The 14,687-nt window shown below is 43.1% G+C and carries 10 protein-coding genes; all 10 read left to right on the forward strand.

Annotation, left to right across the window (positions count from 1 at the left end):
• Positions 1–15: 15 nt before the first annotated feature.
• The 10 genes from rpoC to V6984_RS04100 all read left to right on the forward strand — a co-directional run bounded on the left by rpoC (position 16) and on the right by V6984_RS04100 (position 14,660).
• Positions 16–3,672, forward strand: a complete 3,657-nt coding sequence (gene rpoC / locus V6984_RS04055) for a DNA-directed RNA polymerase subunit beta' (RefSeq protein WP_342758527.1) — start codon at positions 16–18, stop codon at positions 3,670–3,672.
• A gap of 179 nt (positions 3,673–3,851) precedes the next feature.
• On the forward strand, positions 3,852–4,271 hold the full coding sequence (gene rpsL / locus V6984_RS04060) for a 30S ribosomal protein S12 (protein ID WP_031390997.1): 420 nt from the start codon (positions 3,852–3,854) through the stop codon (positions 4,269–4,271).
• A 166-nt stretch (positions 4,272–4,437) separates the two neighbouring features.
• The gene (gene rpsG / locus V6984_RS04065) at positions 4,438–4,908 is read left to right on the forward strand and encodes a 30S ribosomal protein S7 (protein ID WP_342758528.1); all 471 of its coding nucleotides are present in this window, start codon (positions 4,438–4,440) and stop codon (positions 4,906–4,908) included.
• Between the two features lie 14 nt (positions 4,909–4,922).
• Entirely contained in the window at positions 4,923–7,040 is a 2,118-nt protein-coding gene (gene fusA / locus V6984_RS04070; RefSeq protein ID WP_342758529.1) for an elongation factor G, read from the forward strand.
• Positions 7,041–7,163: 123 nt separating this feature from the next.
• Entirely contained in the window at positions 7,164–8,357 is a 1,194-nt protein-coding gene (gene tuf, locus V6984_RS04075) for an elongation factor Tu (protein ID WP_342758530.1), read from the forward strand.
• 319 nt (positions 8,358–8,676) lie between these two features.
• The gene (locus V6984_RS04080; protein WP_342758531.1) at positions 8,677–9,282 is read left to right on the forward strand and encodes a hypothetical protein; all 606 of its coding nucleotides are present in this window, start codon (positions 8,677–8,679) and stop codon (positions 9,280–9,282) included.
• 47 nt (positions 9,283–9,329) lie between these two features.
• Positions 9,330–10,490 carry a PucR family transcriptional regulator gene (locus V6984_RS04085; RefSeq protein WP_342758532.1) on the forward strand — a complete coding sequence of 387 codons (1,161 nt, stop codon included), beginning with the start codon at positions 9,330–9,332 and terminating at the stop codon, positions 10,488–10,490.
• Positions 10,491–10,786: 296 nt separating this feature from the next.
• A complete protein-coding gene (locus V6984_RS04090; protein ID WP_342758533.1) occupies positions 10,787–12,112 on the forward strand; it encodes an aminotransferase class III-fold pyridoxal phosphate-dependent enzyme in 1,326 nt (441 codons plus the stop codon).
• Between the two features lie 50 nt (positions 12,113–12,162).
• Complete coding sequence (locus V6984_RS04095; RefSeq protein WP_342758534.1) at positions 12,163–13,317, forward strand: iron-containing alcohol dehydrogenase; 1,155 nt, start codon at positions 12,163–12,165, stop codon at positions 13,315–13,317.
• Positions 13,318–13,415: 98 nt separating this feature from the next.
• A complete protein-coding gene (locus V6984_RS04100; protein ID WP_342758535.1) occupies positions 13,416–14,660 on the forward strand; it encodes a transporter substrate-binding domain-containing protein in 1,245 nt (414 codons plus the stop codon).
• Positions 14,661–14,687 lie beyond the last annotated feature (27 nt).

A 14,687-nucleotide genomic window follows, 5' to 3' on the forward strand; every position in this document is an offset into this window, starting at 1 on the left:
GAAGGAGTACCCAAAATGTCAGAAACAAAACAGGAAATGTATCAGCCTATGACGTTTGATGCGATTAAGATCGGTTTAGCATCGCCCGAGAAAATCAGAGAATGGTCCAGAGGAGAAGTGTTAAAGCCGGAGACCATCAATTACAGAACATTGAAGCCGGAAAAAGAAGGTTTGTTTTGTGAGAAGATTTTTGGACCCAGCAAAGACTGGGAATGTCATTGCGGTAAATATAAGAAAATCAGATATAAGGGCGTTGTCTGCGACCGCTGCGGCGTAGAGGTAACGAAGGCCAGCGTGCGCAGGGAGCGTATGGGACACATCGAACTGGCGGCCCCGGTATCCCACATTTGGTATTTTAAGGGAATCCCCAGCCGTATGGGTTTGATTCTCGACTTATCCCCGAGAGTGCTTGAAAAAGTGTTGTATTTCGCTTCCTATATTGTATTGGATGCGGGCGAAACCGACTTGGAATACAAGCAGGTGTTGTCTGAAAGAGAATATCAGGATTCGAGAGAGACGTGGGGAAATAAGTTCCGTGTAGGTATGGGTGCAGAGGCAATCAAAGAGTTGCTTCAGGCTATCGACCTCGAAACGGAATCGGTAGAATTAAAAACTGGCTTAAAAGAATCCACGGGGCAAAAGAGAGCGAGAATTATTAAGAGACTGGAGGTAGTAGAAGCCTTCAGAGAATCCGGAAATCGCCCGGAGTGGATGATTATGGATGCGGTTCCGGTAATTCCTCCGGATTTGCGTCCTATGGTACAGCTGGACGGCGGACGCTTTGCGACCTCCGACCTAAATGACTTATATAGAAGAATTATTAATAGAAATAATCGTCTGAAGAGACTCCTCGAGCTTGGCGCTCCCGATATCATCGTGCGCAACGAGAAGAGAATGCTTCAGGAGGCCGTAGATGCACTTATCGATAACGGCCGCCGCGGACGGCCGGTAACGGGGCCGGGCAACAGAGCCTTAAAGTCTCTTTCCGATATGTTAAAGGGTAAGTCCGGACGTTTCCGTCAGAACCTGCTCGGAAAGCGTGTCGATTACTCGGGACGTTCCGTTATCGTTGTAGGGCCGGAGCTTAAGATTTATCAGTGCGGTCTTCCGAAGGAGATGGCGATTGAGCTTTTCAAACCTTTCGTTATGAAAGAATTGGTAGGGAGAGGTATTTCGCAGAATATTAAAAATGCAAAGAAGCTGGTAGAGAGACTGGATTCGCAGGTATGGGATGTCTTGGAGGAAGTGATTAAAGAGCATCCGGTTATGCTTAACCGTGCTCCTACGCTGCACAGACTGGGAATTCAGGCATTTGAGCCTATTCTCGTAGAGGGTAAGGCGATCAAGCTCCATCCTCTCGTATGTACCGCATTTAATGCCGATTTCGATGGTGACCAGATGGCCGTACACCTTCCGCTTTCCGTGGAAGCGCAGGCGGAGTGCCGTTTCCTTCTGCTTTCGCCTAACAATCTGCTTAAGCCGTCCGACGGCGGGCCGGTAGCCGTTCCTTCACAGGATATGGTCCTCGGCATCTACTATTTGACACAGGAAAGACCGGGCGCGGTAGGAGAAGGCAAGTTCTATAAGAACGTAAACGAAGCTATTCTCGCTTATGAAAACGGCTTCTGTACCTTGCATTCCAGAATCAAGGTAAAGGTGACGAGGAAGAATGAAAAAGGCGAAGAAGTGAGCGAAAATGTGGAATCCACACTGGGACGCTTTTTATTCAATGAGATACTTCCTCAGGATTTGGGATTCGTGGACAGAACCGACCCTGAGAACCTTCTGAAGCTGGAAGTAGATTTCCATGTAGGCAAAAAGCAGTTAAAGCAGATCCTCGAAAAAGTTATTAATACACACGGTGCTTCCAAGACAGCAGAGGTACTGGACTTAATTAAATCCACCGGATATAAATATTCTACCAAGGCGGCGATGACGGTTTCCATTTCCGACATGACGGTGCCGGAGCAGAAGCAGGAAATGTTGAATGAGGCTCAGTTAACGGTAGATAAGATTTCCCAGAATTTCAGAAGGGGTCTTATTACGGAGGAAGAAAGATACCGTGCCGTTGTGGAAACATGGAACGAGACGGATAAAGAGCTGACAGAAGTTCTTCTGACAGGACTGGATAAGTACAACAACATCTTCATGATGGCCGACTCCGGAGCCCGTGGTTCCAATCAGCAGATTAAGCAGCTGGCAGGTATGCGTGGACTTATGGCGGATACTACCGGTAGAACCATTGAACTTCCTATTAAATCCAACTTCCGTGAAGGGCTGGACGTTTTGGAGTACTTCATGTCCGCACACGGTGCCCGCAAGGGTCTGTCGGATACGGCACTTCGTACTGCTGACTCAGGATACCTGACAAGGCGTATGGTCGACGTTTCTCAGGAGCTTATCATTCGCGAAGTGGACTGCTGCGAAGGCAGAGAAGAGATTCCGGGAATGGTCGTAAAGGCTTTCATGGATGGAAAAGAAACAATCGAAGGCTTGAAAGACAGAATCAATGGCAGATATGCCTGCGAGGATGTAAAAGATAGAGACGGTAATCTGATCGTAAAGAAAAATCATATGATAACTCCCAGCCGCGCAGCTAAGATCATGAGCGTCGGCGTGAATGAAAAGGGTGAACCTTTGGAAGCGGTCAAAATCCGTACGATTCTTACCTGCCGTTCGCACAATGGAATATGTGCGAAGTGCTATGGCGCCAACATGGCAACGGGCGAGGCTGTACAGGTAGGTGAAGCAGTCGGAATTATCGCGGCACAGTCAATCGGTGAACCCGGTACACAGCTTACCATGCGTACTTTCCATACAGGCGGCGTTGCGGGCGATGATATCACACAGGGTCTTCCCCGTGTCGAGGAGCTTTTCGAAGCGAGAAAGCCCAAGGGACTTGCGATCATTGCAGAATTTGGTGGCATAGCAACCATTAAGGATACGAAGAAGAAGCGCGAAATCATCATAACTAACGAGGAAACGGGAGAGACTAAGACTTATCTCATTCCCTATGGATCCAGAATAAAGATTTTGGACGGAACGGTGCTTGAGGCCGGCGACGAGCTGACAGAAGGAAGTGTGAATCCTCATGATTTGCTGAAGATCAAGGGCGTGCGCCCAGTTCAGGATTATATGCTTCGCGAGGTACAGCGTGTATATCGTCTTCAGGGTGTTGATATCAGTGATAAGCATATCGAGGTCATCGTACGCCAGATGCTCAAGAAGATACGTATCGAGAACAATGGCGATGCGGAATACCTGCCGGGAACTCTGGTGGATATCCTGGACTTCGAGGATATGAATGATAAGCTGATAGAAGAAGGCAAAGAACCGGCGGAGGGCAAGCAGGTAATGCTCGGCATTACTAAGGCGTCTCTGGCCACCAATTCCTTTCTTTCCGCAGCTTCCTTCCAGGAGACCACGAAGGTTCTTACCGAAGCGGCAATCAAAGGAAAAGTAGATCCGCTGATCGGTCTTAAGGAAAATGTTATCATCGGTAAGCTGATTCCTGCGGGAACGGGTATGAAGAGATACCGCAGCACCTCGCTGGATACGGACAACAATCTGATGGGTACAATTTCCTTTGATGAGGACGGTCTTTTCGATGAAGAGATGACTTTTGGCGATTTATATGCTGAAGAAGAGAATTTCGAAGAAACAGAAGTCTAAGTTTATAGGAAAACGTTTCAAAATATAAAAAAAATATTGACAACGCATCTGCAACCACTTATACTAACAAAGTGTGCATGCAGATGCGTTTTCTTTTTTTGCGCATTTTAATAAATACTGAAACGGATCGGATGCGACACAAGAAAATCATAAGTTTATACCATAGGAGGTGAAACAGAATGCCAACATTTAACCAGTTAGTAAGAAAAGGACGTCAGACATCAGAAAAGAAGTCAACAGCACCTGCTCTCCAGAAGGGTTACAACTCTCTTCATAAGAAAGCAATCGAAACTTCTTCTCCTCAGAAAAGGGGTGTTTGTACAGCTGTTAAGACAGCAACTCCTAAGAAACCTAACTCAGCCCTTAGAAAAATCGCCAGAGTTCGTCTTTCTAACGGAATCGAAGTAACGAGCTACATTCCGGGAGAAGGCCACAATCTGCAGGAGCACAGCGTTGTTCTTATCAGAGGCGGTAGAGTAAAGGACTTACCGGGTACAAGATACCATGTAATCAGAGGTACGCTCGATACTGCGGGAGTCGCTAATAGAAGACAGGCTCGTTCCAAATATGGAGCAAAGAGACCTAAGGCTGGTAAATAATTAGGACCTAGTACTACAGCATAACTAATTTGTGTTGGAATTCTGTTATTGATATATCAATATAAGCATAATGACAGCACGAACACATTAGCAAGTGAGTACCGTTGAATTATCAATCCATTTATCGATATATTAATAAATGGAGACTAATAAGGAGGGAAGAATCGTGCCACGTAAAGGACATATTCAAAAAAGAGATGTATTAGCAGATCCTTTATACGATAATAAGGTAGTAACCAAGCTTATCAATAACATCATGTTAGACGGTAAGAAAGGCGTTGCTCAGAAAATCGTATATGGAGCATTTGCGACAGTAGAAGAAAAGGCAGGCAAGCCGGCTCTCGAGGTGTTCGAAGAAGCTATGAATAATATTATGCCTGTTCTCGAAGTAAAGGCTAGACGTATCGGTGGTGCTACTTATCAGGTTCCGATCGAGGTAAGAACAGACAGACGTCAGGCTCTTGCTCTTCGTTGGCTGACATCTTATTCTCGTAAAAGAGGCGAGAAGACGATGCAGGAAAGATTAGCAAATGAAATTCTTGATGCTTCTAATAATACAGGAGCATCCGTTAAGAAAAAAGAAGATATGCACAAAATGGCAGAAGCTAATAAGGCGTTTGCGCATTATAGATTCTAAAGGAGGAATAACCCTTGGCTGGAAGAGAATATCCATTAGAGAGAACCAGAAACATCGGTATTATGGCTCACATTGATGCGGGTAAGACGACTCTTACGGAACGTATCTTGTTTTATACCGGTGTTAATTATAAGATTGGTGATACTCACGAAGGTACTGCTACCATGGACTGGATGGAGCAGGAACAGGAAAGAGGTATTACAATAACATCAGCCGCAACAACTTGTCACTGGACATTGCAGGAAGGCACGCAAGCGAAGCCTGGAGCATTGGAACATCGTATCAATATTATCGATACGCCAGGACACGTTGACTTTACGGTAGAGGTTGAGCGTTCACTCCGTGTACTCGATGGCGCAGTAGGCGTATTTTGTGCAAAGGGTGGTGTAGAGCCTCAATCTGAAAACGTATGGCGTCAGGCTGACACCTATAATGTACCGAGAATGGCATTCATCAATAAGATGGACATTTTGGGTGCGAACTTCTATGGAGCAGTAGAGCAGATCAAGACAAGACTTGGTAAGAATGCTATCTGCATCCAGTTACCGATAGGTAAAGAAGACAGTTTCAAAGGAATCATTGATTTGTTTGAAATGAAAGCATATATTTATAATGACGAAAAGGGCGAGGACATTTCTATCGTAGATATTCCGGACGATATGAAAGATGATGCTGAGCTCTATCGCTCGGAATTAGTAGAAAAGATCAGCGAGTTGGATGACGACTTGATGATGATGTATTTGGAAGGCGAAGAGCCGACCAATGAGCAGTTGAAAGCAGCTTTGAGAAAAGGAACCTGCGAGTGTACTGCAATACCCGTATGCTGCGGTACCGCTTATAGAAACAAAGGCGTTCAGAAGCTTTTAAACGCAGTCTTGGAGTTCATGCCCGCTCCTACAGACATCCCGGCTATTAAGGGTGTCGATTTGGACGGCAATGAAGTGGAAAGACACTCTTCCGATGAAGAACCTTTCTCTGCTTTGGCATTCAAGATTATGGCTGACCCGTTTGTAGGTAAACTGGCATTCTTCAGAGTTTATTCCGGTACGGTGAACTCAGGTTCTTATGTACTGAATGCAACAAAGGATAAAAAAGAACGTGTTGGACGTATTCTTCAGATGCACGCGAACAAGAGGGCGGAGTTAGATAAGGTTTACTCCGGCGACATCGCTGCAGCGGTAGGATTTAAAGTTACAACGACTGGCGATACTATCTGTGATGAGCAGCATCCGGTAATTCTCGAATCCATGGAATTCCCTGAACCGGTTATCGAGTTGGCAATCGAGCCTAAGACGAAAGCAGGACAGGGTAAAATGGGTGAAGCTTTGGCAAAACTTGCGGAAGAAGATCCTACATTCCGTGCTCACACAAATCCGGAGACCGGACAGACGATTATTGCAGGTATGGGCGAGCTCCATCTGGAAATCATCGTAGACAGACTTCTTCGTGAATTCAAGGTAGAAGCTAACGTAGGCGCTCCTCAGGTTTCTTACAAAGAGACGTTTACAAAACCTGTGGATCAGGATTACAAGTATGCAAAACAGTCCGGTGGCCGTGGACAGTACGGACATTGTAAGGTTAAATTCGAGCCTATGGATCCTAACGGCGAGGAAATCTTCAAATTCGAATCCACAGTTGTGGGCGGTGCTATTCCGAAGGAGTACATCCCGGCTGTAGGCGAAGGTATCGAAGAGGCTTCCAAGTCAGGTGTTCTTGGCGGATTCCCCGTACTCGGTGTACACGCTAACGTTTATGACGGTTCCTACCACGAAGTCGACTCTTCCGAAATGGCATTCCATATTGCAGGTTCCATGGCATTCAAGGAAGCTATGAAGAAAGCGAATCCGGTACTTTTGGAGCCTATCATGAAGGTAGAAGTTACGATGCCTGAAGACTACATGGGTGATGTTATCGGTGATATCAACTCCAGGCGCGGACGTATCGAAGGTATGGAGGACATCGGAGGCGGTAAGATGGTAAGAGGTTATGTTCCGCTTGCTGAGATGTTCGGATATGCTACTGACTTACGTTCCAAGACACAGGGACGAGGTAACTATTCCATGTTCTTTGAGAAATACGAGCAGGTACCGAAGAGCGTACAGGAAAAGGTTCTGGCAGCTAAGTCAAAATAATCAAACTGCAGGACATAAATAGTGCTTGAAAAACTTGGTATTATTTAATATAATCAAAGGTAGCCGAGTTAATCGAAAAAAATAAAATTATATTGTTAAACAAATTAAAGGAGGACTTTAGAAATGGCTAAAGCTAAATTTGAAAGAAACAAACCCCATTGTAATATTGGAACCATTGGTCATGTTGATCATGGTAAAACAACTTTAACAGCAGCAATCACAAAGACGTTGAATGTAAGACTGGGCACAGGCCAGGCTGTTGCATTCGATATGATCGATAAGGCTCCGGAAGAAAGAGAACGTGGTATCACGATTTCTACTTCTCACGTTGAGTATGAGACAGAGAAGAGACACTATGCACACGTTGACTGCCCCGGACATGCCGATTATGTAAAGAACATGATCACCGGTGCTGCTCAGATGGATGGTGCTATCCTCGTTGTTGCTGCAACTGACGGTGTTATGGCTCAGACGAAAGAGCACATCTTACTTTCCCGTCAGGTAGGTGTTCCTTATATCGTAGTATTCATGAACAAATGTGATATGGTTGATGATGCTGAATTGCTCGAGTTAGTTGAGATGGAAGTTAGAGACTTATTGTCTGAGTATGAATTCCCGGGCGATGACACACCGGTTATTCAGGGATCCGCTTTAAAGGCCCTCGAAGATCCGAACGGCGAGTGGGGCGACAAGATTCTTGAGCTTATGAACGCTGTTGACAGCTATGTTCCGGACCCGGTTCGCGATACAGATAAGCCTTTCCTTATGCCTGTCGAAGACGTATTCACGATTACTGGTCGTGGTACGGTTGCTACAGGACGTGTTGAGCGTGGTACACTTCACCTCAATGAGGAAGTTGAAGTTGTTGGTATCAAAGAAGAGTCCAGAAAGACCGTTGTTACCGGTATCGAAATGTTCCGCAAGATGCTTGACGAAGCTCAGGCTGGTGATAACATCGGTGCATTGCTTCGTGGTATCCAGAGAACAGAAATCGAAAGAGGCCAGGTTCTTTCCAAACCCGGTACTGTAAAATGTCACAAGAAATTTACAGCTCAGGTTTACGTTCTGACAAAAGATGAAGGTGGACGTCATACTCCTTTCTTCAATAACTATAGACCTCAGTTCTACTTCAGAACAACTGACGTAACTGGCGTATGTGATCTTCCTGCAGGAACAGAAATGTGCATGCCTGGTGATAACGTAGAGATGACGATTGAATTGATCCATCCCATCGCTATGGAGCAGGGGCTTACTTTCGCTATTCGTGAAGGCGGACGTACCGTTGGTTCAGGCCGTGTTGCTACAATTATGGAGTAATCTTGATTTAGCATCATAATAGATTAAAATAAATGCCGCAATCTTTCATTTATGAGGGATTGCGGTTTTTTAGTAGAATTGCCCCTTTATTTATGGTAACAAATTATAAGTATATATAATGGAACAAACAAATGAAAGGTAAAAAAATTGGAAGAAATGCCGATATAGAGAGTATAGAAAAGTTAGTCACGGATGACATTAAAATTCTTGAAACAGAAGAACTTTAGTGTCATTTTTTTAAAGCTGAAATTAGATCAAAAAATATAAGCTATTAAATAATCGATAAAAGGAATACAATAAAAAATGAGGAGGGGCAAAAATGTCGGTATTATTAGAAAGTAATTGGGGAGCAGGCAGAGTCTATGCATACAATAGTAAGAATATTTCAGACACCGTAGAAAATGATGTGGAAACTTTAGAGGAATACAAATGCAGGATTCGCCGGGAAATCGATAAAATACCATCTCATCCTTCGCACAAAAAAATTGCGGAGACACTTGTAATCTCGGAAGAAGGCTATCAAGCGATGAAGGATGATCCAGAGTATGAAAAATGGGTGCTTGGTTATAATAGAGAGAATCGCTCAGTAAATATGTCAATGATGACGAATAAGAAGGAATATATTTCCGGCACAGATTATGAATATATAGGTGCGACAAAAGAAGAATGCCGGGGAGAGGGATATAATGAGTGGGATTATTCAGAAGATTCCTCCAGTTCTTCAGCAAAGAAAAATAGAAAAGCAAATATTATGAATGATAGTACGGATTATATGGAATTCTGGGAGCAGATGTGGTATAAACGTACTTATGAGAGGGAGGAGCGCAACGAGGAATATTTTGCCCATAAGAATGAGCTGGAGCAAATGAACCGGAAACTGGCGGATAAATGTTATAAAGATAATTTCATTTTTCAGAATATATGAAAGATTTTTATGCTTAGATTATTCGGTAATTCGGGAGGAGAAACTTTATGGCACTGCAGATCAGAAAGTTATATAACGAAGGGATGTCTTTGTATAAAATGAGATTGATTGCCGGAAAAAACGGGCTGGATAATCTCGTCCAATGGGTTCATACGATCGAAGACGAAGAAGCCAGCAGCTTTTTGCATGGACAGGAGCTGGTTTTTACGGCAGGAATAAGAAATAAAGATAAAAACTGGCTGCTCGACTTTGCAAAGCGATTAAACAGTGTAAGCACAAGTGCATTTGTCATAAACCTGGGACCTCATATAGAAGAAGTGCCTCAGGAAGTGATCGATTTCTGCAATGAGGTAAACATGCCTCTTTTTACCATTCCGTGGGAAATCAGATTGGTGGATGTAACAAGGAATTTTTGTGAAAAAATCATACATAGTGACAATATAGAAAATAGCCTGGCTTCTGCAATAAAGAATATATTATTCGAAATAGGTGATAAAGAGACTCAGATTCTTCAAATGGAGCGCTACGGATTTATGAGGGATAACGCCTTTTGCTTCCTATGTATTTCCGCAAAGGAGGATAATAACTCAGTCCTTACTGAAAAATATAAGAGACTTTCAAGATATGCGGAAAAGGCAGGAAGGTCTATAAGGGATTTGTTTATTCATTTTGTCTATAAGGAAGCGCTGATCCTTGTCCTGGTGGAATATTCGGAAGTAGAAGTGAATCATTTTCTGGATGATTTTATGTATAATATCAAAAACGCCAATGTAATGGCAGATATTTATATTGGTGTCAGCTCTATTATTTCAGGGATATCGGATCAGAGGAATAACTTTGAGAACGCTATTAATACCAATAAAATAGCGGTAAGAAATAATACATCGATAGTAAGATACGATAGGCTTGGCCTGACAAAGATATTTATGGATGTGAAGGATAAAAATTTGTTATATGATTACTATTATACGATTATTGGAAAAATAGAGCAGTATGATAAGGAGAACGGTACCGGATTACTGGATTTTCTGAAAATATATATCAGCTGTAACGGAAGTCCTCAGCTGGTCTCTGAAAAGCAATACATACATAGGAATACGGTAAACAATATGATTAAGAAAGTTGAAAGGATCACAGGGTATAATCTACTTAATCTGGAAGCAAAGGTTATATGTTCCATTGGACTTATGATAAAGGATGTTTTATAATAATTAGAAAAAATGTGGTTATTGTTCACACAGTAGCTTAACACTTGCTGTTAAGCTACGTAAGAATATGATTCAAGAGATGATTTCTGCTTCGCGGAGCGAATTTAAATGCAGAAATCATGCGTTACTGTTAACGAAGTGAACAGTAACAAAATGTGCATTAGCACAATAAATACTATGCAATTATACGTTGTAATAATAAAAACGCCGTATTATAATATGTACATAATAAAGAAAAGCAGAGAGGCTTGGTCATATGAATATGTCCGGGCCTTTGTTTTTAGGAGGATGCTATTATGAACGGTTTTGACATCAGAAACAAGCAGAAAAAGTATAATTTGCAGTCTTGGAGCAAGCAGGGGGGAATCAACCCTATTTCCGTAGAAAAAGCAGACGGTATTTACTTTTGGGATTACGAAGGGAACAAATACACCGATATGTCTTCTCAGTTAGTGAATATGAATGTAGGATTCGGCAATAAAAAAATAGGAGATGCTATTAAAGAACAAGTGGATCAATATTGTTTTGTAGGTCCTTCCTATGGAGCTGAATCGAGAGCGCAGTTAGCTGAAAAGATCGTGAATTTATTACCGGACAATTTCGGAAAGATATTTTTTACTAATGCGGGTGCGGATGCCAATGAGAACGCAGTGAAGATAGCAAGGATGTTTACCGGGAAGAATAAGATACTCAGCCGATATAGAAGTTATCATGGTTCCTCCTTCGGTGCAGGCAATTTAACGGGAGAGCCTAGAAGATATACGTTGGAGCCGGGAATTCCCGGATTTATTAAATTTTTTGATCCATATATTTATAGAGAAGCAATTGCATTTGCCTCGGAAGAAGAGGCGAGCAAATACTATCTGACTAAGTTAGAAGAACAGATTCAATACGAAGGTGCAAATCAAATAGCCGCAATTGTAATGGAAACGATCACAGGCTCAAACGGTGTCATTATACCGCCCGAAGGATACATGCCCGGAGTCAGGGCTCTTTGCGACAAATATGGTATTCTGATGATTTGCGATGAAGTGATGACTGGCTGGTGCAGAACGGGCAAAATGTTCGCTTTTGAACATTTCGAAATCAAACCGGATATCATAACCTTTGCGAAGGGGGTTACCTGTGGTTATGTTCCTCTTGGAGGAGTAGCGGTATCTGCTGAAATTGCAGAATATTTCGATGAGCACCTTCTGTCCTGCGGACTGACCTACAGTGGACATCCTTTAGCCTGTGCGGCAGGAGTGGCTTGTATTGATTATTATGAAGAAGAGAATATTTTAGATAATGTGAATGCGGTAGGCAAGGTTCTGGGTGAGCATTTGGAAGAGATGAAAAGGGCACATCCGTGCGTTGGGGATGTGAGGTATATCGGCTTATTCTCAGCGGTAGAGCTGGTAAAGAGCAAAGAGACAAAGGAAGCGATCGTTCCTTACGGAAATGATCCTCAGGGAATCATGGGAAGAATAGTAGGAATGTTAAAAGAGCGTAAATTTATGACCTATTCACATGAAAATATGATTTTAGTCTGTCCGCCGCTGATTATTACGGAGAGTCAGCTCATAGAAGAATTGGAAAAGCTGGATGAGGTACTAGACATCGTTGACAGAGATTTTATATAATTAGGAAACAGAGAGCAGTGCTTGTAATATAAGTATGGAAGGGAGGCAGGATGGCATATCAATTTGTAGTGCCGGATCGTACTATTATTGGTGAGGATTCATTAAAACAATCGTTGCCGGCAATAAAAGCGATAGGAAAGAAAGCGCTGATCGTTACGGGAAAGGTGGTAACGAAAGCAGGAATAGTAAATGTTCTGACAGACCTTCTGGAGCAGGAAGGCATATCATATGAGATATTTAATGAAATAACAAGCGAGCCTACGGACTATATGATAGAGCAGGGCGTTATGGTCTATAAGGACAAGGAATGTGATTTTATCATCGGTATCGGAGGCGGCAGCCCTTTGGATAGTGCAAAGGCGATAGGGGCGATGTCGGTGCTGGAAGGTAAGATTTCCGACTATTTAGGGAAAGAAATAGAGGGTGACTTTCCAGCCATGGTGTTAATACCCACTACGGCGGGTACCGGTTCGGAGGCAACAAAATTCACGATCATCACTGATTCCAAAAGAGATGTAAAAATGCTGTTAAAGGGAGATGCATTATTGCCCAGATTAGCAGTGATCGATCCGTCACTTTCGATGTCCGCGCCAAAGAGCGTTACATCAGCGACAGGAATGGATGCGCTTACCCATGCGGTGGAATCCTATACATCGAGAAAAGGAAATCCGATAACGGATATCTTTGCATTATCAGCTATAAAGAGAATCTTCACCTATCTGCCCATAGCATATTCAAATGGCGAAGATAAGAAGGCGAGAGAAGAACTGGCAATAGCGGCATACGAAGCGGGCATTTGCATTAACAATGCGTCTGTTACATTGATTCATGGGATGAGCAGACCGATAGGAGCCTTGTTCCATGTTCCCCACGGTGTATCTAATGCCATGATAATCAAGGAAGGGCTGGCTTTCGCTTTGGATGGATGCTATGATAGGTTCGCGGATATAGCAAGGACAATCGGTGCCGCTGCCTATGAGGAGGCAGAGGAAACGGCTGCGAACGCATTCCTTAAGGTCTTGGAAGAACTGTGTATTACTGTTGAGATTCCTACATTGAGGGAATATGGCATAGACAAAGAAGACTTTGAGAAAAGGATAGACAAGATGGCTGAGGATGCCATGGCAAGCGGAAGTCCTTCCAATACGATAAAGAAAGTAAAGAAGGACGATCTAATTCAAATCTATAAGAAATTATGGGATTAAAATATTGACTTAAGCGAAGGAGCTCCGGTTATGATAGCCGTGAGTTCCTTTGTTTATATATACTAATTACCACTCACATAACACAAGGAGGAGAAAATATGAAAAAGAAGATTTTATCGGTGTTAATGGCGGCAGTTATGGTTTTTTCATTGACAGCATGCGGTTCATCGGAACCGGCCGAAACGGAAGTAAGTGCGGGAAGCAGCGAGCAAGCTGCTGAGGATACGGAAAGTACCGAAGAGGTAAGCAATACGGAAAGTGATACAGAGGCAATAAAAATAGGTGTTCTTTTGAGCACAACAGGCAATTTCTCCATTTCGGAAACGCCCATGAAAAATGCGGCGCAGATGGCAATCGATGAGATTAATGAGGCGGGAGGAATTAACGGGGCGCCTATTGAACCCATATATACTGACTATGGTTCCGATCCGGCCATGGCGGCGGAGAAAGCTCAAGAACTGATATTAAAAGACGAAGTTGTTGCAATAGTCGGGACTAATTCATCGTCCACAAGATTAGCGGTTATCCCTACCATTGAACAGTATGATTCTCTGCTTGTATATAATACTTTTTATGAAGGAGAAACACCGTCGGATAATGTCTTATATACCAATACCGTACCCAGTCAGCAGGTGGACGGATTTATACCGTATATTTTAGAGAACTTAGGCAAAAAGGTATATTTCGTAGGATCCGACTATGAATTTCCGAGAAATACGATTTCTTATGCGAAGGAGCTGGTGGAGGCTTCAGGAGGTGAAATCGCCGGAGAAGAATATGCACCGACGGGAACCGATGATTTCTCATCCATAGTAAATAAGATCAAAGAGGCGGAGCCGGATGTGATTTTTTCGGCAGTCGCGGGAAATGATTCCGTTTATTTTTATACAGACTGCGCTCAGTATGGACTGGACATGGAGACAACACCAATTTGTTCGGTTGCCTGCCATGAAGGTACCGTGAAAGGAATCGGGGAAGCGGCAATTGGTTCCTATTCATGCTTTTCCTACTTCAATACGCTGGATACGGAGACAAATAAGGCATTTGTTGAAAAATATGAAAGCTTGTTCGGAACTGAAACTACAGTAAATAATGGAGCCGAAGCCACATACCATGGAGTTTATATGCTGGCAAAAGCAATAGAAAAAGCCGGTTCTACAGAGACTGCGGACATTGTAAACGCTGCTGCGGACATTGAAGTGGAAGCGCCGTCAGGAGTAATAAAAATGGATAAGGAAAATCATCATGCATGGCTGAATGTTTATATTGGTAAGGTCAATGAAAATTTAACTTTTGATATCATTTCATCCTCTGATGGTCTGGTAGCACCTGTGGTAGATTAATTTGAAAATGTAGGAAAAAGGAGTGGT

Source organism: Kineothrix sp. IPX-CK, from assembly GCF_039134705.1.
Taxonomy (GTDB): Bacteria; Bacillota; Clostridia; order Lachnospirales; family Lachnospiraceae; genus Kineothrix; species Kineothrix sedimenti.